This window comes from Nitrospira sp. Kam-Ns4a, from assembly GCF_965152595.1.
On record NZ_OZ224218.1, the window covers coordinates 420,754 to 442,356 of the forward strand.

The window sequence follows — 21,603 nt, forward strand, 5'->3', positions numbered from 1 at the left end:
TCCTCAATATATACCACACCCACGAGTCAGGATATATAGGAAAAAGGACGTCCGCCGCGAGGACCACATAGCTTTTGCCTTCTCACGTACCCGTCTCGGCTGGAACGGATGCGCCCTGAGGCAGGCTGCCATGGCGGGCCGGCGCACAAGAAACCGGCAGGGTGCCGTGTGCCGTCCCGATGGTCCGTGGCGGCGCACGGCCGACAGTGCGGCGGCAGCAGCTCCCGCAGCAACGCACCATGCCGGAGACCCCAGCGGCGACCCTCCGGCACCGAGGCCTCTCCCTCACTCGTACCGCAGCGCCTCGATCGGATTCAGCCGCGCAGCCTTGTTGGCGGGATACAAGCCGAAGAAGAGCCCGACGGCGAGCGAGAAGAGAAACGCGATGAGGATGGAGTCGGCCGAGATGATCGTCGGCCAGCCCGCGAGCACCGTCGCGAGCTGCGCGCCGAGCACCCCGACCACGATCCCGAGCAGGCCGCCGATCAGGCTCAGGGTCATCGCCTCGATCAGGAACTGAAACAAGATCTGGCGCCGCTTCGCCCCCACTGCCATCCGCACCCCGATCTCCCGGGTCCGCTCCGTCACCGAGACGAGCAGGATGTTCATGATCCCGATGCCGCCCACGAGCAGCGAGATCGAAGCGATCCCGAACAGCATCATCGTCAGCGTCTGACTGGTCCCCTCCTGCACGCTGCCCATCTCCACCTGCGTGCGCACCGTGAAGTCGTCCGGCTGGTCCGGCCTCAGCCGATGGCGGAGGCGTAATACCTCGCGGATAGCGGCGGCGGCCTCCGCCAGGTCCTCCTCGCGATCCGTCGAGGCGAACAGGGCCCCAACCGACCCCAGGAACTGCGCGCCCAGCACCTTGCGCTCTGCGGTCGTGAAGGGAATGAACACGATGTCGTCCTGATCGGAGCCCTGGGAGGACTGCCCCTTCGGGGCCAGCACCCCGATGACCCGAAAGGGTACATTCTTGATCCGGATCGTCGAGCCGACCGGATCCTCGCCGGGCTCGTACAGGTTCTCCACCACCGTCTGGCCGAGGAGCGCGACCCGGGCCGCCGTGTCCATGTCGGTCTGGGTAAAGGGCCCGCCGCTCACGTAGGACCAGGCCCGGATCGTCAGGTAGCCGGGCGAGACTCCGTTGACAGGCCCGTTCCAGTTCTTGTTGCCGTGGACCATCTGCATCACATCCCGCTTGGCCCAGCCCACCTCGCTGAGGAGCGGAATCCGCTTCTTGAGGTCCAGCGCGTCCGCGACGGTCAGCGTCACCGCGCTCCCCTGGCCGCCGCGCACGCCACTCACGGTCGTGGCCCCCGGGAGCACGATGATCATGTTGGAGCCCATGCTGGCGATCTGGGCCCGCACGACCGCCTTGGCGCCCTCGCCGATGCTGACCATTGCGATGACCGCGCCGACCCCGATGATGATCCCGAGCGCGGTCAGGCCGGCCCGGAGCCGGTTTCTGGCTAGGACCCGGAAGGCGGTCGCGACGGTGAGCAGGATGAACGCGGTCACAGGGGGCCCGTGATGCCCTCGCCGGCGGCCACTAGGGGCACCGGGGGTCTCTCGTCGCTGACGATGCGTCCGTCCTTCATGAGGATCTGGCGCTCGGCGTACGTGGCGATGTCGGATTCATGAGTTACCAGGATGACCGTGAGCCCGTCCTCCCGGTTGAGGCGGGTCAGGACCACCATGATCTCCCGGCTCGACTCCGTGTCCAGATTTCCTGTGGGCTCGTCCGCGAGCAGGATAGCCGGCTCAGCGACGAGCGCACGGGCGATCGCGACCCGCTGCTGCTGGCCGCCCGAGAGCTGCGCGGGATAGTGGTGCTCGCGGCCCTGGAGGTCCACCCGGGCCAGGGCGGCGGCAGCCCGCGCCCGCTGCTCGCGAAGCGGCAGCCCCCGGTAGAAGAGCGGCAACTGGACGTTCTCCAGAGCGCTAGTCCGAGGAATCAGGTTGAAGCTCTGAAACACGAAGCCGATCCGGCGGTTCCGGATGTCCGCTAGCTCGTCGGCGCTCGCCTCGCCGATATCCCGCCCGTCCAGCCAGTACTGCCCGCGCGTGGGCACGTCGAGGCAGCCGAGGATGTTCATGAGCGTGGATTTGCCCGAGCCGGAGGCCCCCATGATCGCGACGAACTCGCCCCGCTCGACCTGCAGGTCCACGCCACGCAGCGCCGGGACTTCCACGTCGCCGACTCGATAGATCTTCCAGAGGTCCTGGCAGAGAATCAGTGGAGCCATAGAGCCAAGGCGCAGTCAGGGGTCGGTGGTTAACAGCCCTGTGAGGAAACGCCCGCCGGCACGGCATCCTCCGACCGCGGACACAGACCACCGCCCCCCGATCACTGACCACGTTCGGTCACAGGCCGCGATCCCGCGAGCTGCCGCGACGCTGGCCAGCGCCGAACCCCGGAGGAAGCGTGTTTGAGCCACGGGCCGCCCGCGGCATCTCGATCCCGACGATGACCTGGTCGCCTTCCTTCAAGTCGCCCTGGACAAGCTCGGTGACGATGCCGTCGGAGATCCCTGGCTCGATCGGGACGGGCTCCGGATCGCCCATCGGGCCCAACCGCCACACCCGCTTCGCCGCCCCGCTCCGGTCCGCCGGGGCAGCGTGGCCTGAGCCGGACGGGGGAGGCCCGCCGTGGCCGCCGGACGCCCCGTCCGATCCGTCTGCCAACCCGACCCGGGGCGGCGTGAACCGAAGCGCCGCGTTCGGCAGCTTCAACACATCGTCGCGCCGGGCGACCTCGATGGCCACGTTGGCCGTCATCCCTGGTTTCAGCCGCAGATCGCGGTTGTCCACGCCAATGACGACCTGGTAGGTCACCACGTTCTGCACGCTGATCGGCGCGTTCCGCACCTGGCGGACCTGGCCCCGAAAGATTTGGCCCGGATACGCGTCCACGGTAAAGGTCGCCACCTTCCCTTCCGTGATCCCTGCGATGTCGGACTCACTGACGTTGGCCTCGACCTGCATTTTGGTGAGATCCTCCGCCACGACAAAGAGGGTCGGAATAGAGAAGCTAGCGGACACCCGTTGACCCACCTCGACCAGACGGGAGATGACAGTGCCGTTGACCGGGGATTGGATGACGGTATATTTGAGATCGAGCTCGGCGGCCTGCAGGGCGGCCTCGGCCTGCTTGACCGCCGCTTCCGCGACCGCCAGTTGCGCGACGGCCCCCTCATGGGCCGTGATCGCGACATCCACGTCGTTCTGGGAGACGAACTGCTGCTTGAGGAGGGACTGGACGCGGTCCAGCTCCCGCTTGCGCTGGGCGAGATCGGTCTTGGCCTTGAGGACGGCCGCCTTGGCATTGGCGAGGTTAGCCGCCGCCTGATCCCGGCGCGCCCGATAGGGAAACGGGTCAATCCGGGCCACCACGTCTCCGGTCTTGACCGCGGAATTGAAGTCCGCGTGCAGGCTCTCAATCATGCCGGAGACCTGGCTCCCGACCTGGACCATCGTGACCGGATTGACGGTGCCGGTCGCCGATACGATGGAGACGATGGACCCCCGCTCGACGGGAGCCGTCCGGTAGCGGATCGGCGCCTTGCGCTCGCCCTTAAAAAATACGTAGCCACCGATGGCGAGCCCCGTCGCCACCACCGCCAGAATCAAGACGAGCTTACGCACTGGGCGTTCCTTCCTCGGTGGCATTCTAGGGAGGGGGTTTCAGGCCTGTCAAGCAAGGCGTCGCACGGACCGACGTGACAGGCACGCGCCCGCCTCCCCCCATTCTTCTATCGTGGGATCGAGCGCCGAAAAGGTTTCTGGTTCCCAGGGAGTACCTGGGCGTCTGCGGATGGTGCCGTCAAGAGGCCAAAAACAACCGGGGCCGTTCGCCCGCCGGCGAACGGCCCCGCTCCTGCCTGACATCGGTCCGAATAACCTTACGGGGACACGGTAATCCGGTCCTTGATCACGTCGAAGGTGGTCTTGGGGATCACGTTCTTCGCCACCAGTTCCCCCTTGAGCCGGTACGGGCGATTCGAGACGACCTTTTCTGCCATCTCCTTGGTCAGCCCCAGGAACAGCACCATGTCGTTGGCCGAGGCGGTGTTGATGTTCACCGGGGTCAAGCCCGTCTTGGGGCCCGATGGGACGGGGGCGACGCTAGGCGGGGAGCCGCCCGGCGGCGCCCCGGAGGGCTTGCCCGCCGGCGTCGGCGCCAGCCCCACCGACGGCGGGCTGGGCGGAACCGGCGGCTTGGGCAACGCGACGGCGCGCTCCCGCTCCTTCAGCTCCTTCTGGTATCGGGCTACCGTGGCCTTGAGCGTGTCATTCTGCGCCTTGAGTTCCTCGTGCTTCTGCTGCATGGTCTTGTACTGGACCGTCATGTCACGGATCTTCTGCTCCAGCTCCCGTACCCGGGCCTCGACGCTGGCCCGCTCCTTCTCCCGACTATCCCGGATGCGCTGCAGCTCGTCCTCGGCTGCCTGGGTCCGCTCCCCGAGCTTCGCCGCCTGGTCTTTGAGCTTCTTAACCTCCTGCTCGAGAACCGCCTTGCGGGTCTGAACATCTTCCAGGTTGGCCTTTGCGGTTTCCGCCTCCCGGACGGCCTGCTGGTACTTGTCCTTGGAGACCATACATCCGGCTGCCGCCATCATGACGATGAAGACCGCGCCAATGCTCACGACATTCTTCATACGTGCCTCCCCACGTCCGCCCTTGACACGACCAACCCGGCTCACCGTCGGGGCTTTAGGGCTCACCTCCCTACGTTCGTGGAAGTCGTTGTTGTGTAGTCCATCGGCCAGGGTTTGTCAATAGCCAGACCCTCTCCGCGGCGCTCCGCGGGCGGGAGCGCCCTCGCGGCGCAGGTCACCGGATCGCCTTGACTCCTCCCGGACAGTCTGTGATGATGCCGCGACCCTTCCCGAAAGCCGTCCTCTGATGGACCGGCAGTCTGGACCTTTCGCCGAGGCGCAGCGCAACGATGGACAAGTGGGGTCCTGCCCTCGCAGCGCTCCTGGGTCTGGTGGAGGGGCTGACGGAGTTCTTGCCCGTCTCCTCCACCGGCCACCTCATTCTGGTCGGTTCCTGGCTCGGCTTCACCGGGCAGGTGGCCACCAGCGTGGATATCTCCATCCAGCTTGGCTCGATCCTGGCCGTGGTCGCCTACGAGCGCGCCAAGCTGGCGGCCCTGCTCACCAACGCCGCACGGGAACAGGCGGCCCTGCGAGCCTGGGTGCGGCCCGGCCCCGCCGCCTCCGGCGCCGCAGCGGGACTCCCGTGGCCCGAGGCCCTCCGCCGCTCGGTTGCCGAGCACCCCAACCTGCGATTCGTGATCGGCCTGGGCCTCGCCTTCGTCCCCGCGGCAGTCGCCGGACTTGCGGCCCACCAGTGGATCGAGACCTACCTGTTCACCCCCACGACCGTGGCGGCCGCCTTGATCGGCGGCGGCGCGGCGATCCTGCTCGTCGAGGCCCGGCGGCCCGACGCCCGCATCGACCGGCTGGACCAGGTCGGCCTGGGCCATGCCCTCAAGGTCGGACTGGCCCAGTGCGTGTCGCTGATCCCGGGCGTCTCCCGCTCTGGCGCGACGATCATCGGCGCCATGCTGGCCGGGATGGACCGCAAGCTCGCCACCGAGTACTCCTTCTTCCTCGCGCTGCCCACGATGCTGGCCGCCACGACCTACAAACTGCTGAAGTCGAGGGACCTGCTGACTGGGGAGGACCTGCTCGCGCTGGGACTGGGGCTGCTGGTCTCGTTCCTCGTCGCCTGGGCCGTGATCGCCGCCTTCCTCACGTTCGTCAAGCGGCACAGCCTGCGGGTCTTCGCCTACTACCGGATCCTGCTCGGAGGGGTCGTCCTCGCCCTGCTCGGCTGAGCGGGCGAGCCGGGCGCCGCGCGGCGGCCTACGGGCGGTCTTCCTGCAACACCCCCTCGGGACGCTTCTTCTCGAAGGCGAAGTGCACGATCAGGAAGCAGACGCCGACCGTGATGGCGGCGTCGGCGATGTTGAAGGCGGGCCAGTGATAGCCGTTGATGTAGAAGTCGAGGAAATCAATGACCTCCCCGTAGCGGATGCGGTCGAGCAGGTTGCCGATCGCGCCGCCCAGGATCCCGGCGATGCTCACCTGGCCAAGCCAGTCGTCCTGGCTCAGGCGGAAAAAGATCGTCCCCAGCAACCCCAGCGCGAAGAGCGAGGTGAGACCGAAGAACACCAGCCGGAAGCCGTTGCTGCTGGAGGCGAGGAGCCCGAACGCCGCGCCGGGATTCCGGATGTAGGTCAGGCTGAAAAAGTTCTGGATGACGGCGATGGATTCATGCAGCCGCATCGTCTGCATGATGTGGGCCTTGCTCGCCTGATCGAGGACGATGGTCCCGACGCTGACCATCGCCAGGATCAAATACCGGGTCGTCCTCCCCTTCACCGGATCGCCTCAACGCACCGGTCGCACAGCGTCGGATGGTCCGAATTGGTGCCGACCGAGTCCCGATAGTTCCAGCAGCGCTCGCACTTGGCCCCGCTGGCTCGCAGGACCTCGACGGTGAAATCCATAGGCGGCGGAAGCTGCGGGACCGGCTTCAGCTCGACCCGCGACACGATGAAGAGGGCCGGCAGTTCCTGCTGATACCCCAGCAGGAAGGCGTAGCGGTCCGGAGCGGCCGTGATCACGACCTTGGCCTCCAGGGATGAGCCGATGACCTTGTCCCGCCGCTTGTCTTCCAGCTTCGCCTGGACGGCGCTCCGAACCTCGAGGAGCCGGCCCCACCGCTGCTCGAGCCCGGGATCAGCCCAGCGCGGGTCCGGTTCGGGAAACGAGGCGAGGTGGACGCTCCAGGTCTCGGGCCGGCCCCTGGCCGCCTGGGGGAGGATGCGCCAGATCTCCTCCGCCGTGAAGCTCAGGATCGGCGCCATGAGCTTCGTCACCGCGACGAGGATCTCCAGCAGCGTCGTCTGCGAGGCGCGCCGGAGGGGCGAGTCGCGGCGAAACGTGTAGAGCCGGTCCTTGAGGATGTCCAGATAGATCGCGCTGAGGTCCACCGCACAGAAGTTGTTCAGCTCGTGGAAGATCACGTGGAACTCGAAGGCCTCGTACGCCCGCCGGACGCGCTCGATCACCTGCCCCAGGCGCAGCAGCGCCCAGCGGTCCAGCTCCGGCATCCGGTCAACGGGCACCCGGTCGGCAACCGGGTCGAAATCATAGAGGTTGCTCAGCAGGAAGCGGCAGGTGTTGCGGATCTTCCGGTAGGCCTCGACGAGCTGCGACAGGATCTCCTTGGAGATCCGGACGTCCTCGCGGTAGTCCTGGGCGGCGACCCACAGACGCAGGATCTCGGCCCCGGACTCCTTCATGACCTCCTGGGGCGCGACGACGTTCCCCTTGGACTTGGACATCTTCTCGCCCTTGCCGTCCACCACGAAGCCGTGCGTCAGCACCGCCTTATACGGCGCATGCCCGTCCGTCGTCACCGAGGCGAGCAGCGCGCTGTGGAACCAGCCCCGGTGCTGGTCCGACCCTTCCAGGTACAGATCCGCGTCCCAGCCGCGGGGTTTGACCACCGCCGCGTAGCTGACGCCCGACTCGAACCAGACGTCGAGGATGTCCTGCTCCTTCTCGAAGGCCCGCCCCCCGCAGTTCCGGCAGGTGGTCCCGCTGGGGAGCAGCTCCGCCACCGGCCGCTCGAACCAGACGTCCGCGCCCTGCCGCTCCACCAGCGCCGCGAGATGCTCGATCACCGCGGGATCGGCCAGCACCGTCTTACACGCCGTGCAGGTGAAGCCCGGAATCGGCACCCCCCAGACCCGCTGGCGCGACAGGCACCAGTCGGGGCGGTTCTCGATCATCCCGCGGATGCGGTCCCGGCCCCAGGGGGGAATCCAGCGCACCCGCTGGTCAATTTCTTCCAGCGCGCGCTCGCGCAAGCTCCGGCCCTCGTAGGACTTGTCCATCGAGACGAACCACTGCTCGGTCGCGCGGAAGATCACCGGATTCTTGCAGCGCCAGCAATGGGGATAGGAGTGGCTGATCTCGCCGTGTCCAAGCAGCACGCCGTTGGCCTGGAGCTTCGCGATCAGGCCCGGATTGGCCTTGAACACGTGCTGTCCGGCGAACCCTGGCACGGCGTCCGTGAACCGGCCGAGGTCGTCCACGGGGACGACGATCTCCAGCGGCCGCGACAGGACGCCGCGATGGCTCGGCGCGTTGTATTCGAGCGCGAGCAGGTAGTCCTCCATGCCGTGGCCCGGCGCGATGTGGACGCAGCCGGTGCCTTGGTCCAGCGTGACAAACTCACCCAGCACGATCGGCGAGAGGCCGGTGGACAGTGGGCGGCGGCAGTCGAGGCCCTCCAATGGATTCGTTCGGTCGCCCCCCTTCTTCACTCCGAGTACATCGTCTATCGAGAACCCGCAAGCCTTCCTGACCGCGTCAACCAACTTCTCGGCAATCACCAAGGCCTCGTCACCGACCCTCACAAAGGCATAATCAATGTTCGGATGCAGGCAGATAGCCTGATTCGCGGGAAGGGTCCATGGAGTGGTCGTCCAGATCACGACGGACACCTGCCGCACTTCGGCCAGACGTGAGAGGCCGAGCCCTCCCTGCCCCGCCAAGGTCTCAGGAGAGTTCACCAACGGAAACTTCACGTAGATGGACGGCGAGGTGTGGTCCTCGTACTCGACCTCGGCCTCCGCGAGCGCGGTCTGATCGGTCGTGCACCAGAGGACCGGCTTCAGGCCCTTATAGACGATTCCCTTCTCGACGAACGTGCCGAACTCGCGCAGGATCGTGGCCTCGTAAGCCGGATCCATCGTGAGGTAGGGGCGCTCCCAGTCGCCCAGGACGCCGAGCCGTTTGAACTCGTCTCGCTGGAGCCGATAGTACTTCTCCGCGTACTCGCGGCAGAGCCTGCGGATGGCGGGCTGGTCGAGAGTCTTTTTCTTGTCCCCCAGCTCCTTCAGCACCTGGTGCTCGATCGGAAGCCCGTGACAGTCCCACCCGGGCACGTAGGGCGCGCGGTAACCCGCCATCGTCTTGGACTTGACGATGATGTCCTTGAGGACCTTGTTCAGCGCGTGGCCGATGTGGATCCGGCCGTTTGCGTAAGGCGGACCGTCGTGGAGGACGTAGAGCGGCCGGTCGCGGCGAGCCTCCTGGATGCGCTCATACAGCCGCTCGCGCTCCCACCAGGCCAACAGCTCCGGCTCCCGCTGGGGCAGGTTGGCCTTCATCGGGAAGTCAGTGCGGGGTAGGTTCAGCGTGGCCTTGTAATCCATTGCCTCAAGCGAGTAGCCAGCAGCGAACAGCGAATAGCAGCCACAGGCTCAAGAACTGTCACCTAGCTATGAGCTGCTCGCCTATCCGCTATTAGCTGATACTCATCATGCGGTCCAGCGCGACTTTGGCCCAGACCTTCTCGTCGTCCGGCACGACGATGCGGTTGACGACGCGGCCTTCGGCCAAATTCTCCATCGCCCAGCAAAGGTGCGGGGCGTCAATCCGGAACATGGTGGCGCACTGGCAGACCGTGGAGGAGAGGAAGAAGACGCGCTTGTCCGGCTGCTCACGCTTGAGCCGGTTGACGAGATTCAGCTCGGTCCCCACCGCCCAGGTCGTCCCGGCCGGGGCCGCGCGGACGGTCTGGATGATGAACTCGGTGGAGCCGACCAGGTCGGCCTTGTTGACGACGTCCTCGTGGCACTCGGGGTGGACGATCACCCGACCGTCCGGGTACTGCTTGCGGAAATAGTCCACGTGCGCCGGCTGGAACATCTGGTGGACGCTGCAGTGCCCCTTCCAGAGGATGAGCCGGGCCTTCCTGATCGCCTCCGCGCTGTGCCCGCCCCGGGGCAGATAGGGATCCCAGACGAGCATCTGGTCGCGCGGCAGGCCCATGCGGTTCGCGGTGTTGCGGCCCAGGTGCTCGTCGGGAAAGAAGAGGATCTTCTCCCGGCGCGCCCAGGCCCATTCCATCACCGCCCGCGCGTTGGACGACGTGCAGGTGATCCCACCGTGCTCGCCGCAAAAGGCCTTGAGGACCGCTGCCGAGTTCACGTAGACGACGGGCGTGACGGTCTCCTCCACCGGCAGAACCCGGCCCAAGGCCTCCCAGCACTGGTCCACCTGCTCGATGGCGGCCATGTCAGCCATCGAGCAGCCGGCGGCCAGGTCCGGCAGGATGACCGTCTGTTGCGAGCGGCTCAGGATGTCAGCCGTCTCGGCCATGAAGTGGACGCCGCAGAAGACCACGTAGGGGCGCTCTGCGTGCTGAGCCGCCAGCTTGGCGAGCAGCAGGGAATCCCCGCGGAAGTCGGCGTGCTCGATCACCTCGTCACGCTGGTAATTGTGGCCCAGCACGAGGACCCGATCCCCGAGCGCGCGCTTGGCCGCCGCGGTGCGCGCAAACAGCTCCTCTGGGGAGAGGTTGCGGTAGTCGCCGATGGCCAGGTGAGCCGATTCGAGCGTGGTCATTCCGCGGTCTCCATCCCGCCGCCGATTCATCTTCTTTCGGCAACCGCGCCACAAGCGGCCCGGAACCGCAGGCGCAGTGTGAAGGGGCATTCTACGCCAAGCCTGCGTAAACAATCAACGTCGAGGCTCCGGCCGATCGCCTGCGCGCGAAAGGCGACCCCGGCCACACCTTCACGGGCCCGATCGACCCCCTCGCGGGACCCGCAAGCCGGCCGGTCCCTGCATCCCGGCTCGGTGCGCGGAGGGCCGCTCTAATAGGCCCAATGGCCGATTGACAAGCAGAAAACCCAGGGTGTACGATCACGGCGTCATAGCTGGGGGCGCCTCACGGCTGAGAGTCCGGTTTCGGACGACCCTTCGAACCTGACCTGGATAATACCAGCGTAGGGAAGCGACGAGCGCAGTGTCGCGACGGACCCGGTGGGCCGCACCCTCTGCTGGTGCGGCTTTTTTGTTTGGGCTGCCGCCCCCGGTCGTCAGCCGTTGTCTGGTACTTCCGAAGCTGAAGGCTGATAGCTTCTTGACAGAAAGGACACGTCCATGAGCGACTCCGACGTCACCCCCGCAACGTCCGGTCACGGCCGCGGTCCCGCCGGTTCGGCGATCACGACGCAGCCTTTTCCGGCCTCCCGCAAGGTCTACGTGGAAGGCTCGATGCCCGGTGTGCGGGTGCCCATGCGCGAGATCACGTTGACGCCCACGCGCACAGCCAACGGCGGGGGCCCTGTTCCCAACCCGCCAGTGACGGTGTACGACACCTCCGGCCCCTACACGGACCCCGAGGCGACGATTGATATTCGGGCCGGCCTGGCGCCGCTGCGGCTCCAGTGGATCGCCATGCGGGGGGACACGGAGGAATTGCCCGACCTCACATCGGAGTACGGGCGGCGACGAGCGGCGGACCCGACTCTGGCCACCATCCGGTTTCCGCATCTCCGGAAGCCGCGGCGGGCCAAGCCCGGCCGGAACGTGACCCAGATGCACTACGCGCGCAAGGGCATCATCACGCCGGAAATGGAATACATCGCCATCCGCGAGAACCAGTCCCGGGAGCTGGCGCGGGCCCAGGCGGCCTCTCGCGGCGGCGCTGGAGACGGCCGGCTCTGGACGCAGCACCCTGGTCAGGCCTGGGGCGCTCGGATCCCCGAGCGGATCACCCCGGAGTTCGTCCGCGACGAGGTGGCGCGCGGCCGCGCGATCATCCCCGCGAACATCAATCACCTGGAATTGGAGCCGATGATCATCGGCCGGAACTTCCTCGTCAAGATCAACGCCAACATCGGGAACTCGGCCGTCGCCTCCTCCATCGAGGAGGAGGTCGAGAAGATGATCTGGGCCATCCGCTGGGGCGCGGACACGGTCATGGACCTCTCGACCGGCAAGAACATCCACGAGACCCGCGAGTGGATCATTCGGAACGCGCCCGTGCCCATCGGCACCGTCCCGATCTACCAGGCCCTGGAGAAGGTGGGTGGCAAGGCGGAGGAGCTGACCTGGGAAATCTACCGGGACACGCTGATCGAGCAGGCGGAGCAGGGGGTGGACTATTTCACGATCCATGCGGGCGTCCGGCTCCAGCACATCCCGCTCACCGCCGGCCGGGTGACGGGGATCGTCTCGCGCGGCGGGTCCATCCACGCAAAGTGGTGCCTGGCGCACCACCAGGAGAACTTCGCCTACACGCACTTCGAGGAGATCTGCGAGATCATGAAGGCCTACGACGTCTCCTTCAGCCTGGGGGACGGCCTGCGGCCCGGCTCGATCGCGGACGCGAACGACGCCGCGCAGTTCGCGGAGCTGGAGACGCTGGGCGAGCTGACGCAGATTGCCTGGCGCCACGACGTGCAGGTCATGATCGAGGGGCCCGGCCACGTGCCCATGCACCTCATCCAGATCAACATGGAGAAGCAGCTCCAGGCGTGCCACGAGGCGCCCTTCTACACGCTCGGGCCGCTGACCACCGACATCGCGCCGGGCTACGACCACATCACCTCCGGGATCGGGGCGGCGCTGATCGGCTGGTACGGCTGCGCGATGCTCTGCTACGTGACGCCCAAGGAGCACCTCGGGCTGCCGACCAAGGAGGACGTGAAGGCCGGGGTGATCGCCTACAAGATCGCCGCCCACGCCGCGGACCTCGCGAAGGGCCATCCCGGCGCCCAGGCCCGCGACAACGCGCTCTCGAAAGCGCGCTTCGAGTTCCGGTGGGAGGACCAGTTCAATCTCTCCCTGGACCCGGACACGGCCCGCGCGTTCCACGACGCGACGCTCCCGGACCAGGCGGCCAAGCTGGCCCACTTCTGCTCGATGTGCGGCCCGCACTTCTGCGCGATGAAGATCACCCAGGACGTGCGCGACTACGCCGCGCAGAAGCGGCTTGACGAGCAGGAGGCCATCCAGATCGGCCTCAAGGAGAAGGCGGAGGAGTTCCGGAAGGCAGGCGCGGAGATTTATCTCTAAGCGAATAGCGAACAGCTCATGGCCCATAGCTCAGAGCGGTCGGCTGCTCGCTGTTAGCGGCTAGCAAAGAGGCTCACCATGGAACGGCCCAAGCCCGCCCCCCTACGGGAGCGCGACATCACCCGGCAGATCGCCCGCGAGTACTACAGGGAATTCGACCAGCTCATCGAGAGCGACGTGCTCATCGTCGGGGCCGGCCCCTCCGGGCTGCTCTGCGGCCGGGACCTGGCGGCGATGGGGTTCCGGACGCTGATCGTCGAGCAGTCGCTCGCGCTCGGCGGCGGATTCTGGTCCGGCGGCTACCTGATGAACAAGGCCACGATCTGCGCGCCAGCGAACGAGATTCTGGAAGAGCTGGGCGTGCCCTGCAAGCCGGTCAAGGACTGCGAGGGGATGTACCTCGTGGACCCGCCGCACGCTACCGGCGCGCTCATCGCTGCTGCCTACAAGGCCGGGGCGAAGATCATGAATCTTACGCGCGTCGTGGACCTGATTCTCCGCCGGGACGGGGTGCTGGAAGGCGTAGTCGTGAACAACACGACGGCCGAGATGGCCGGCCACGACGTGATCCACGTGGATCCCATTGCGCTCGAGAGCAAGGTGGTGGTGGACGCCACGGGACACGACGCGGTGGTCGTGGAGCTGCTCCACAAGCGGAACCTGTATCAGCCGGTGCCGGGCAACGGCGCGATGTGGGTCGCGCGCTCGGAGGAGGAGGTCGTGGCCCGGACGGGCGAGGTGTACCCCAACTGCTTCGTCGTGGGGCTGGCTGTCGCGGCCGTCTACGGAACCCCGCGGATGGGCCCGGCCTTCGGCGCCATGCTGCTCTCGGGGCGCTATGGGGCGGAACTCATCAAGAGGAAGTTGAAACAGGGCTAGATGACGAGTGGGCAGGGATCGGCGGCGATGGATCTCCAGGATTTTCTCGTCCAGGGCGAAGGGAGCGAAGAGGACAAGAAGGAGGCCTGGCATTATTTCCAGCAGGCCTACGAGCACCAGATGAAGGGGGAACTGGAGGAGGCCGTCCGGCTCTACAAGCGGTCCATCGAGGCCCACCCGACCGCGGAGGCCTATACGTTTCTCGGCTGGACCTACAGCTTCATGGGCCGGCTGGACGAGGCCATCGAGGAGTGCCATCGCGCCATCGAGGTGGATCCCGAATTCGGGAATCCCTACAATGACATCGGCGCCTACCTGATCGAGAAGGGGCAGTACGACGAGGCGATCCCGTGGTTCGAGCGGGCGATGAAAGCCAAACGGTACGAGAGCCCCGCCTTCCCGCACCTGAACCTCGGCCGCGTGTACGAGCGGAAGGGCCAGTGGGACCAGGCGATCGAATGCTACAAGAAGGCGCTCGCACTGAATCCGAGCTACGCGCTCGCCCGCCGCGCCCTCGGCCGGGTGATCGGCATGCTGAACTAAACAGCCGTCAGCCTTCAGCCCAGAGACAGATGAACCCGCAAGATCAGAACGGAAACCAGGTCATCCTCGTCGCGGTCAACGACGTCTTCTTCTATACGAAGCTCCGCGACGCGCTGCGTGGCAGCGCCTACACGCTCGAGCGGGCACGGACGCAGGACGACGTCCCCGCAAAGACCGCCCCCGCGGCGCCGGCCGCGCTGGTCATCAACCTGAACGAGGAGCGGCTGGACCCGTTCCGGGCGATCGAGGACTTCCACCGGTCCGCCGCAGGTCGAAGCCTGCCGATCCTCGCCTTCGCGAACCATGAGGAGGTGGAGACCTGGCGGCGAGCGAAAGAGCTGGGGGTCACGAAGATCGTCTCCCGCAACGAGTTCTCCGCGCGGACGAAGGAACTGATCGAGGAAGTCATCAGCCGTCAGCTCTCAGCCTCCCGCTCCGGCAAGCAGGCGGAACGCTGACGGCCAACGGCTGACAGCTTGTTACGCTCGACGATGAAACGCTCTCCGATCCACGACCAGCATGAGAAGCTCGGCGCCCGGTTCGGCGAAGCCGCCGGCTGGGAAATGCCGGTCCATTACGGCGACCCGGCGGCGGAGCACCGGGCCGTGCGCGAGGCCGTCGGCGTCGCCGACCTCTCCCATCGGGGCAAGCTCCGCGTGACGGGCGACGACCGCGTCAAGTGGCTGCAGAGCGTGATCAGCAACGACATCCTCCCGCTCGCGCCAGGCCACGGCCTCTATTCGAGCTTCCTCAATCACAAGGGGAAGATGCTCTCCTACTTCCGGGTCTACGCCCTGCCCGACTGCCTCTTGCTCGAGGACGTCGGCGAGATCGGCGACGCGACGTTCCAGGCCCTCCGCAAATTCCTCCTCTACGGCACCAAGGCCAAGATGGAGAGCCTGACGGAGCGCTACGGGCACCTCCTGGTGAGCGGGCCCAAGGCGGCGGACCTGGTCAAGGTGGCCACTGGGCTCGAGGTTGGGGGGCTCAAGCCACTCGAGCTCCTCACCTACGATGCCGCCGGCCAGCAGGCCGTGCTGGTCCGAACCGAGGAAACCGGGGAGCTCGATTTCATGCTGCTCGTCCCGGGCGGGAGCTGTCTTGCGGAGACCTGGAATCGCCTATGGGAGGCCGGCCGGCCGATGGGTCTCATGCCGTTCGGCAGCCAAGCCCGGGAGGTGCTGCGCCTGGAGGCCGGCCTGCCGCTGGCCGGCGCCGACTTGACCGAAGAGATCGTGCCACCCGAGGCCAATCTCGAAGGCAAGGCCTTCAGCCTTACGAAGGGCTGCTACCCGGGCCAGGAGGTCGTCGCCCGGATGGATACGTATGGCAGCGTGCGGCGGCGGCTGGTCGGGCTCGTGCTCCAGGAGCCGGCGGTGCCCCCGAAGGGCGCCAAGCTCTTCAACGGCGAGCGGGAAGTCGGCTGGGTGTCGAGCGCCGCCTTCTCCTATTCCTTGAACCGCCCCCTGGCCTTCGGCTTTCCCTTGCGCGATTTCACCAAACCGGGCACCGAGCTGACCGTCGAGTTCGACGGCCGCCGCCATCCCGCCACCGTCCACGCCCTGCCCTTCTACGTCAAGGGCTAGCCATTCGCCCGCGCGGAGCCCTCTCCCCCGTTCGGTACATTCCGTTTCACCTGAGAGACGCCTCTCTATCTCTCATCCGGTACAGACGAGGCGGAAGCGGTGTGGCGAGCCCGGCTGATCGGTGATGACTGTTTCCGACCGACCCGGCCGGGGGGCGTTGATGGCTGGATAGACCGCGGATCAATATCTGGATACACCGCCGGGCTCCGCCGTCTATCCCAACCGGTGGCGCCTTGACAAAGGCACGCAACGAGCAGATATTGCAGGCGTTTTCAGCAGGGACGCTGAGGAACTGGAACGAGAGACACCGCGCGTTTATCCCAGGAGCCTCAGCGGTTCACTTGTTCGTTAGCCTCCCGAAGCAACGGACGACGAAACCCACAGGCGAGACTTGATGGCACGAAAGAAGAAGACAGAAGCCAACCGGACCAAGCGCCCGATTGAATCCTACGAGCATCGGGACAAGGAGCGCGTCAACAACCCGCCGGTGGGGCTGGTGACGCCGGAGACCGACCCCGACGGGGGCGCGAAGAGGACCTACGCCTACGACCCGCACCTGGACCCGCAACTGGTCTGGGCGGGCAAGGCCGAGTACACCTCCTTCGAGGTGCCCACGGTCTCGCTGCACGTCCACGAACGCATCGAGCCGCGCACCATCATCGAGGCGGTCCGCAAGCGGAACGGCAACGGCCAGCCTGTGCAAGGGTCGCTGTTCGAAGAGGAGCGCCAGGAGCCCCTGCGCGAGGCCATCGAGTTCTACCAGCACAAGCACGGCTGGACCAACCGCCTCATCGCGGGCGACTCGCTCCTGGTGATGAACTCGCTCTTGGAAAAAGAGGGGATGGCGGGCAAGGTGCAGATGATCTACATCGACCCGCCCTACGGCATCCGCTACGGCTCCAACTTCCAGCCCTTCGTCAACAAGCGCGACGTGAAAACGAAGATGCAACAATGAAGCCATACGTACCGAGCCTGTTTGCCCAGAATCTAAGCATTTCAGACCAATTCTCCCCTTCAGAGCGCATTGTCGTCTATCCGGGCGACTGTCTGGAGATGCTGAGGGCAATCCCGGCGGAATGCATGCAGCTTATTGTTACCTCTCCTCCTTATAACATTGGCAAAGAATACGAGAAACGGCTGGATATTGACCTTTACCTCCGACAGCAGGCCCAGGTCATCGCCGAGTGTGTGCGCACGCTGGCCCCGATGGGGAGCATTTGCTGGCAGGTCGGCAACTACGTCGATCGAGGGGCGATCATTCCCTTAGACACGGTTCTCTACCCGATTTTCGCTGGGCTTGGTCTTCGGATGCGCAATCGCATTATCTGGCACTTTGAACACGGCCTGCATTGCAGCCGCCGCTTCTCAGGACGATATGAAACCATTATCTGGTTCACCAAGTCCGACGAGTATGTTTTCAACCTCGACGCCGTGCGCGTGCCCCAGAAATATCCCGGAAAGAAGTACTTCAAAGGTCCGAAGGCGGGCCAATACTCGGAGGTTGTCAAGTTCTTAGTTGAAATTACGTCGTGGCTCATGGTTGATGATGTCATGCCGCGGCCTGCTCCTGCTGCCCGGCGTCCTGCTCGACTTCGATGTGTTTCACCACGACCGCGATCTGTCGCAACCCTTTCACTCGTTTGAAGCCCTGCTCGCAGTGCATCAGCACGGTCGCCAACCAGCGCTGACGCATCGTGCTGTTCCGGTAGCGCTTGATATTGCCTTCGCAATCCCGCACCGTCGAGAACCTGCGTTCGATCGGGTTCGTCGAGTGCAGGGTCTTGCGCAGCAGTGCTGGCCCCTGCAGGCGATGCAGCGTCAGCAACTCCTCGAACGCTTCGAGCAAGGAGTCCGCGGCTGACTCGTTGATCCGGCGCAGCCACTGCTCGAAGTCCGCGAACATCGCCTTCGCGTCGTCGTAGCGGTTCTGCTCCAAGGCCATCTGGAACCGGCGATGCGCCTCCTTCCGGTACCGCTTCGGGAGATGCTTCTGGATGTTGCGATCCTTGTGGCTGGGGCCCCGTTGGTGCACCAGCTTCTTGCCGTGGCGCGCCTTCAGCGCCTTGATGATGCCCTTGCCCCCATCGGTGATAGAGCGCACCCGCGTGGACAGCGTCAGCCCCCGCCGCTCCAGGTCGGCCAGCAGGCCCTCGCAGATCTCGTGGTTCTCCGTTGCGCCTTCCCAGAACCCCAGGGCGCGCTTCTGCCCGCTCAGGTCGATGCCCAGCGCCACGATGAAGGCCTGGCCCCCGCGGTGGATCGTGTCGAGGAACAGGGCGAACACCTCGAAGTCCTCGAGCCGGCGTTCCCGGAACTCGCGCCGCTGCTTCGCCGTGGCTTCGACGAGATGGCGCGAGTCCCGCGCTCGCGGACACGCCGAAGGCACGGCCGGCGGCGGTCACGGTCTCCTCATACTTGCGGGCTGACATCCCCCGCAGCACCTCTCCCAAAAGTTCTTCCGAGAAGCCGCCGCGCTGCTTCAACTGCTCGTAGCTCCGCAACGTGCGCTCGCCGTCAGGACCGCGTCACCGGGGATGCACCACGCGCAGTTTCTGGTCGCCGACGTAGATCGAGCCAGGCTGGCTCGCCCACTTCCGAAGCTCACGCGAGGTCGGATGGTAGTCCGGACCCGCTTGCTGCTCGCGCTCCATGGACATGATTGTCTCCGCCACCAGGCGTCCGATGTCCAGCAGCGCGGCATCGAGCGCCTGTTTGCCTCCCAGCATCACCTGCACCATCCGGTCCATCCACCACGGCTTCTCCTGGATCTCCTGCAACGCCTGGATGGCCTTCTTCCTCTGCTTCGTGTCCGGTCTCATCGCGGTGACTCCTTTCGTGTGCAGATCGTCTTCGGGTTGAAGCGACCTGATTTGAACGAAGCCACTCACCAATTTCAACTAGATTCAGTATAACCTCGAACGGAGAGAGGTAGGCTCTGAGTGCCATGCCGGCTGGCAGCCGAGCGGGTTGAGGAGGCAGCCGGTTTGGCCGGCCGGGCGGTAGCCAGAGCTGCGTGCAATTCCGTATCCGGCCCTGTATAATGTTTTCATGACGCGCCGCCTGTTTCCACCCTGTGCAGGACCCTCCCTCGCCTGGTTGCTGAATTCCCTGGTCGTTGTGGCGTTGGCTGGGTGTGCGACCTCGCTTCCATCCAAACCGGAGACGCTCACCTTCGATCGGCCCGTCGTGTTTGGCCGGGCTCTGGTTGTCCTCACTGGTTCCTCGCCCCGGTGGTATGGACCTGAAATCGAGTTCATCGAGGTGGAGAATCGCCGGACCCACGAGTTGTTCCGCATCTGGTTGCAGTCCGACGACAAGCTCTTCCTGCTGAATCTGGATCCGGGGGAGTACCAGGTGACTCGGATCCAAATCCGCGAGGGGCCGTTCACCTCCATGGCGAGCTTTGAGGCCCGGTTCGAGGTTGCCACCGGCACGGTGACCTATCTGGGCACTTGGCGGTTTGGCCTGGACACGCCTCGCTATGGCCGCATGGTCCTCATCTCGATGGTGCGCGAGGACGAGCAGCAGGCGGAGGCCGAGCGCCAGTTGACAGTGAATTATCCGACACTGACCGGCCGTCCGATCACAGCGCTCCTGCCCGAGCCAGCCGCCGCCGAGACTCGTTTGTACGAGGTTATGCCCTATCCCAGGGTGCCACGCTACTTCCTCCGGCATTGGTGGTGAGTCAGCGCATCGTGTACCGACCCCTTCGGTTCAGCGTGCGGATGGTCGGGGTCGTGCTGGCCCTGGTGGCCGGGGCGCTCGCGGCCTGCCAGCCGCTGCCGGTTCCTTCTTCTCCCGTCGTCGTCAAGCGCAGCCAGATGTTGATGGGCACGCTGGTTTTCGTGACCGCCGTGGCCCCGACCGAGGCGATCGGTCACCGGGCGGCCGCCGCCGCGCTGGGGGAGATCAAGCGCCTTGATGGCCTGCTGAGCACCTGGATTCCGACGAGTGAGGTCTCCCGGGTCAACGCCGCCGCGGGCCGCGAGCCTGTGAAAGTCAGCCCCGAGACCCTGTTTCTCATCGAGCGTGCCCTCGCGATCGCCGAGCTGACGGAGGGCGGGTTCAACATCGCCATCGGCCCGGCGGTGGATGCCTGGAACGTGCTGGAGCAGCCGCGTATCCCCAGCGAGGCAGAGCTGGCCGCGCTGCTCCCGTTGACAGATCTCAGCGCTGTCCGGCTCGATCAGCGGGCGGGCACCGTGTTCCTGGCCAAAGTCGGGATGCGGCTGGACGTCGGCGGAATCGGGAAGGGATTGGCCGCCGATCGGGCGGCTGCGGCGATGCAGGCCGCGGGCGCCTCGGCGGGGGTCGTCGCGCTGTCGGGCGACATCAAGACCTTCGGGCGCCTGCCAGACGGGCACCGCTTCATCTTCGGCATCCAGCATCCACGCAACGAGCGGGCTGTCCTGGCTCGCCTGGAGCTGCAGGATGAAGCGATCTCGACCGCCGGCGACTACCAGCGCTACTTCGAGCGGGACGGGGTGCTGTACCACCACATCCTGGATCCGCGGACGCTCCAGCCCGCGCGCCTCTGCCAGAGCGTCACGGTGATTGCGAAGGACGGAGTGGACGCCGACGGGCTGGACACGGGAATCTTCGTGATGGGCCCCGAGCGCGGGATGGCGCTGGTCGAGCGGCTGCCCGGCGTGGAGGCCGTGATCGTGGACGCGACCGGCCGCCTCCATGTCTCGTCGGGGCTGCAGGGCCGCTTGCAGCTTTCGTCGCCTGGGGAGTAAAGCTCCTCTTCGGGTGAAGCCCCACGGGCTGGCCAGCCCCAGCGGGTTTCGGCGGCGGGACGGGCTCCTGCTCGCACAACAAGAGGGGCGCGGCGATGGTCTCCGGAAGGAGCTAGGACTGCACGCCGGACACGAGCGTCAGCACCATGCCGGTCACGTACATGAGGCTGATGCCGAGGAAGACACCCAGCGCGGCTTGCACGCGGCGTGTGGCCGTATAGGTGATCGCCGTCAGCGAGAGGACGACGTAGAGCAGCGACCCAGCGGCCAACGTGTAGCAGATCACCGAGAAGTACGGAGAGATGTTAAAGCCGCTCAGGACCGTGCCGAGGCAGGTGGGGAGGCCGGCGAGCAGGCCCATCAGCGCCGCATCCTTCAGACTCACGGGCGTGCGCCCGGCGGCGCCGATGATCCCGAAGCCTTCGGTGCCGTTGTGGAGGGCGAACCCCGTGACGAGCAGGCCGCTCAACACCCATTGCGCGTTCGCGTAGCTAGCGCCGATGGCCAGCCCCTCGCCCAGGTTGTGCAGGCCCATCCCCAGGGCGATCATGTAAGGCAGGAACAGGCGATGGTTCACCGGCCTGTTCCGTTTCTGCTGCAGTTGCTCGAGCGACACCAACCCGACGAAGCTCACCAGCAGGCTCCCGAGGAAAATAAACCAGGACAATCTATCCGTCGCGCCAGTCAGCTCGACCGCTTCATGCATGAGGTCGAAGAACAGGTAGACGAGGACGCCGGTCGCGAGACCGACGAGTAACCCTTCCCAGGCCCGTACCAGTGACCGGGTCAGGAGCAGCGCAACGGCGATCCCTAAGTACACGGGGACGACCCCGGCTAGACCACCCAACCCGATCAACACCAGCAGGCTGTTCGATGGTTCCATGGCGATGAGCCGCGCCCCCTGCTCGAACCGTCCTTCACCGCCCGCTACTATAGGTGAAAACGAAATCCAATTTC

At 65.9% G+C, this 21,603-nt stretch carries 16 protein-coding genes, 3 pseudogenes and 1 riboswitch; of the genes and pseudogenes, 10 read left to right on the plus strand and 9 right to left on the minus strand.

Annotated elements, in window-relative coordinates:
- Positions 1-285: 285 nt before the first annotated feature.
- The 4 genes from ACWHYQ_RS02090 to ACWHYQ_RS02105 form a co-directional block, all read right to left on the minus strand.
- Positions 286-1,521 carry an ABC transporter permease gene (locus ACWHYQ_RS02090; protein WP_447974108.1) on the minus strand — a complete coding sequence of 412 codons (1,236 nt, stop codon included), beginning with the start codon at positions 1,519-1,521 and terminating at the stop codon, positions 286-288.
- Positions 1,518-2,249, minus strand: coding sequence for an ABC transporter ATP-binding protein (locus ACWHYQ_RS02095; RefSeq protein ID WP_447974109.1), 732 nt, complete (start codon positions 2,247-2,249; stop codon positions 1,518-1,520). The genes ACWHYQ_RS02090 and ACWHYQ_RS02095 overlap by 4 nt, the downstream gene beginning before the upstream one ends.
- 118 nt (positions 2,250-2,367) lie before the next feature.
- A complete protein-coding gene (locus ACWHYQ_RS02100; protein ID WP_447974110.1) occupies positions 2,368-3,648 on the minus strand; it encodes an efflux RND transporter periplasmic adaptor subunit in 1,281 nt (426 codons plus the stop codon).
- Positions 3,649-3,905: 257 nt separating this feature from the next.
- Positions 3,906-4,661, minus strand: a complete 756-nt coding sequence (locus ACWHYQ_RS02105) for a helix-hairpin-helix domain-containing protein (protein WP_447974111.1) — start codon at positions 4,659-4,661, stop codon at positions 3,906-3,908.
- 290 nt (positions 4,662-4,951) lie between these two features.
- On the opposite strand from ACWHYQ_RS02105, the gene ACWHYQ_RS02110 reads away from it, so the two are divergent.
- The gene (locus ACWHYQ_RS02110; RefSeq protein ID WP_447974112.1) at positions 4,952-5,848 is read left to right on the plus strand and encodes an undecaprenyl-diphosphate phosphatase; all 897 of its coding nucleotides are present in this window, start codon (positions 4,952-4,954) and stop codon (positions 5,846-5,848) included.
- Positions 5,849-5,876: 28 nt separating this feature from the next.
- Here the strand turns inward: ACWHYQ_RS02110 and lspA are convergent, their stop codons facing one another.
- The 3 genes from lspA to nadA form a co-directional block, all read right to left on the minus strand.
- The gene (gene lspA / locus ACWHYQ_RS02115; RefSeq protein WP_447974113.1) at positions 5,877-6,395 is read right to left on the minus strand and encodes a signal peptidase II; all 519 of its coding nucleotides are present in this window, start codon (positions 6,393-6,395) and stop codon (positions 5,877-5,879) included.
- Complete coding sequence (gene ileS / locus ACWHYQ_RS02120) at positions 6,392-9,244, minus strand: isoleucine--tRNA ligase (protein ID WP_447974114.1); 2,853 nt, start codon at positions 9,242-9,244, stop codon at positions 6,392-6,394. The genes lspA and ileS overlap by 4 nt, the downstream gene beginning before the upstream one ends.
- Positions 9,245-9,335: 91 nt before the next feature.
- Positions 9,336-10,439, minus strand: a complete 1,104-nt coding sequence (gene nadA, locus ACWHYQ_RS02125; RefSeq protein ID WP_447974115.1) for a quinolinate synthase NadA — start codon at positions 10,437-10,439, stop codon at positions 9,336-9,338.
- Between the two features lie 306 nt (positions 10,440-10,745).
- Positions 10,746-10,846, plus strand: a riboswitch (TPP riboswitch).
- Positions 10,847-10,979: 133 nt separating this feature from the next.
- Between nadA and thiC the strand changes: the two genes are divergently transcribed.
- From thiC to ACWHYQ_RS02160, 7 genes and pseudogenes are all read left to right on the plus strand, one after another.
- Complete coding sequence (gene thiC / locus ACWHYQ_RS02130; RefSeq protein ID WP_447974116.1) at positions 10,980-12,899, plus strand: phosphomethylpyrimidine synthase ThiC; 1,920 nt, start codon at positions 10,980-10,982, stop codon at positions 12,897-12,899.
- Between the two features lie 78 nt (positions 12,900-12,977).
- The gene (locus ACWHYQ_RS02135; protein ID WP_447974117.1) at positions 12,978-13,778 is read left to right on the plus strand and encodes a sulfide-dependent adenosine diphosphate thiazole synthase; all 801 of its coding nucleotides are present in this window, start codon (positions 12,978-12,980) and stop codon (positions 13,776-13,778) included.
- Entirely contained in the window at positions 13,779-14,321 is a 543-nt protein-coding gene (locus ACWHYQ_RS02140; protein WP_447974118.1) for a tetratricopeptide repeat protein, read from the plus strand.
- A 29-nt stretch (positions 14,322-14,350) separates the two neighbouring features.
- Complete coding sequence (locus tag ACWHYQ_RS02145) at positions 14,351-14,779, plus strand: response regulator (protein ID WP_447974119.1); 429 nt, start codon at positions 14,351-14,353, stop codon at positions 14,777-14,779.
- Between the two features lie 33 nt (positions 14,780-14,812).
- Complete coding sequence (ygfZ, locus tag ACWHYQ_RS02150) at positions 14,813-15,907, plus strand: CAF17-like 4Fe-4S cluster assembly/insertion protein YgfZ (protein ID WP_447974120.1); 1,095 nt, start codon at positions 14,813-14,815, stop codon at positions 15,905-15,907.
- A gap of 394 nt (positions 15,908-16,301) precedes the next feature.
- Positions 16,302-16,844 (plus strand): annotated as a pseudogene (locus ACWHYQ_RS02155) (site-specific DNA-methyltransferase); the annotation flags it as partial.
- Between the two features lie 14 nt (positions 16,845-16,858).
- A pseudogene (locus tag ACWHYQ_RS02160) lies at positions 16,859-17,404 on the plus strand (DNA-methyltransferase); the annotation flags it as partial.
- A gap of 52 nt (positions 17,405-17,456) precedes the next feature.
- Here ACWHYQ_RS02160 and ACWHYQ_RS02165 read toward each other — a convergent pair.
- A pseudogene (locus ACWHYQ_RS02165) lies at positions 17,457-18,726 on the minus strand (IS256 family transposase).
- A 229-nt stretch (positions 18,727-18,955) separates the two neighbouring features.
- Between ACWHYQ_RS02165 and ACWHYQ_RS02170 the strand changes: the two are divergent.
- Both ACWHYQ_RS02170 and ACWHYQ_RS02175 read left to right on the plus strand, forming a co-directional pair.
- Positions 18,956-19,591, plus strand: coding sequence for a hypothetical protein (locus ACWHYQ_RS02170; RefSeq protein ID WP_447974121.1), 636 nt, complete (start codon positions 18,956-18,958; stop codon positions 19,589-19,591).
- A gap of 11 nt (positions 19,592-19,602) precedes the next feature.
- Complete coding sequence (locus ACWHYQ_RS02175) at positions 19,603-20,646, plus strand: FAD:protein FMN transferase (protein WP_447974122.1); 1,044 nt, start codon at positions 19,603-19,605, stop codon at positions 20,644-20,646.
- A 112-nt stretch (positions 20,647-20,758) separates the two neighbouring features.
- Here ACWHYQ_RS02175 and ACWHYQ_RS02180 read toward each other — a convergent pair whose 3' ends face one another.
- Positions 20,759-21,529, minus strand: coding sequence for a ZIP family metal transporter (locus ACWHYQ_RS02180; RefSeq protein ID WP_447974123.1), 771 nt, complete (start codon positions 21,527-21,529; stop codon positions 20,759-20,761).
- Between the last annotated feature and the right edge of the window lie 74 nt (positions 21,530-21,603).

What these genes read in the sequence shown, in the direction of transcription:
- ACWHYQ_RS02135 (WP_447974117.1), top strand. Translation starts at nt 12,978, where the DNA reads ATGGAACGGCCCAAGCCCGCCCCCCTACGGGAGCGCGACATCACCCGG.
- thiC (WP_447974116.1), top strand. Translation starts at nt 10,980, where the DNA reads ATGAGCGACTCCGACGTCACCCCCGCAACGTCCGGTCACGGCCGCGGT.
- ACWHYQ_RS02105 (WP_447974111.1), bottom strand. Translation starts at nt 4,661, where the DNA reads ATGAAGAATGTCGTGAGCATTGGCGCGGTCTTCATCGTCATGATGGCG.
- ACWHYQ_RS02095 (WP_447974109.1), bottom strand. Translation starts at nt 2,249, where the DNA reads ATGGCTCCACTGATTCTCTGCCAGGACCTCTGGAAGATCTATCGAGTC.
- ACWHYQ_RS02110 (WP_447974112.1), top strand. Translation starts at nt 4,952, where the DNA reads ATGGACAAGTGGGGTCCTGCCCTCGCAGCGCTCCTGGGTCTGGTGGAG.
- ACWHYQ_RS02140 (WP_447974118.1), top strand. Translation starts at nt 13,779, where the DNA reads ATGACGAGTGGGCAGGGATCGGCGGCGATGGATCTCCAGGATTTTCTC.
- ACWHYQ_RS02180 (WP_447974123.1), bottom strand. Translation starts at nt 21,529, where the DNA reads ATGGAACCATCGAACAGCCTGCTGGTGTTGATCGGGTTGGGTGGTCTA.
- ACWHYQ_RS02170 (WP_447974121.1), top strand. Translation starts at nt 18,956, where the DNA reads ATGACGCGCCGCCTGTTTCCACCCTGTGCAGGACCCTCCCTCGCCTGG.
- ygfZ (WP_447974120.1), top strand. Translation starts at nt 14,813, where the DNA reads ATGAAACGCTCTCCGATCCACGACCAGCATGAGAAGCTCGGCGCCCGG.
- ileS (WP_447974114.1), bottom strand. Translation starts at nt 9,244, where the DNA reads ATGGATTACAAGGCCACGCTGAACCTACCCCGCACTGACTTCCCGATG.
- nadA (WP_447974115.1), bottom strand. Translation starts at nt 10,439, where the DNA reads ATGACCACGCTCGAATCGGCTCACCTGGCCATCGGCGACTACCGCAAC.
- ACWHYQ_RS02145 (WP_447974119.1), top strand. Translation starts at nt 14,351, where the DNA reads ATGAACCCGCAAGATCAGAACGGAAACCAGGTCATCCTCGTCGCGGTC.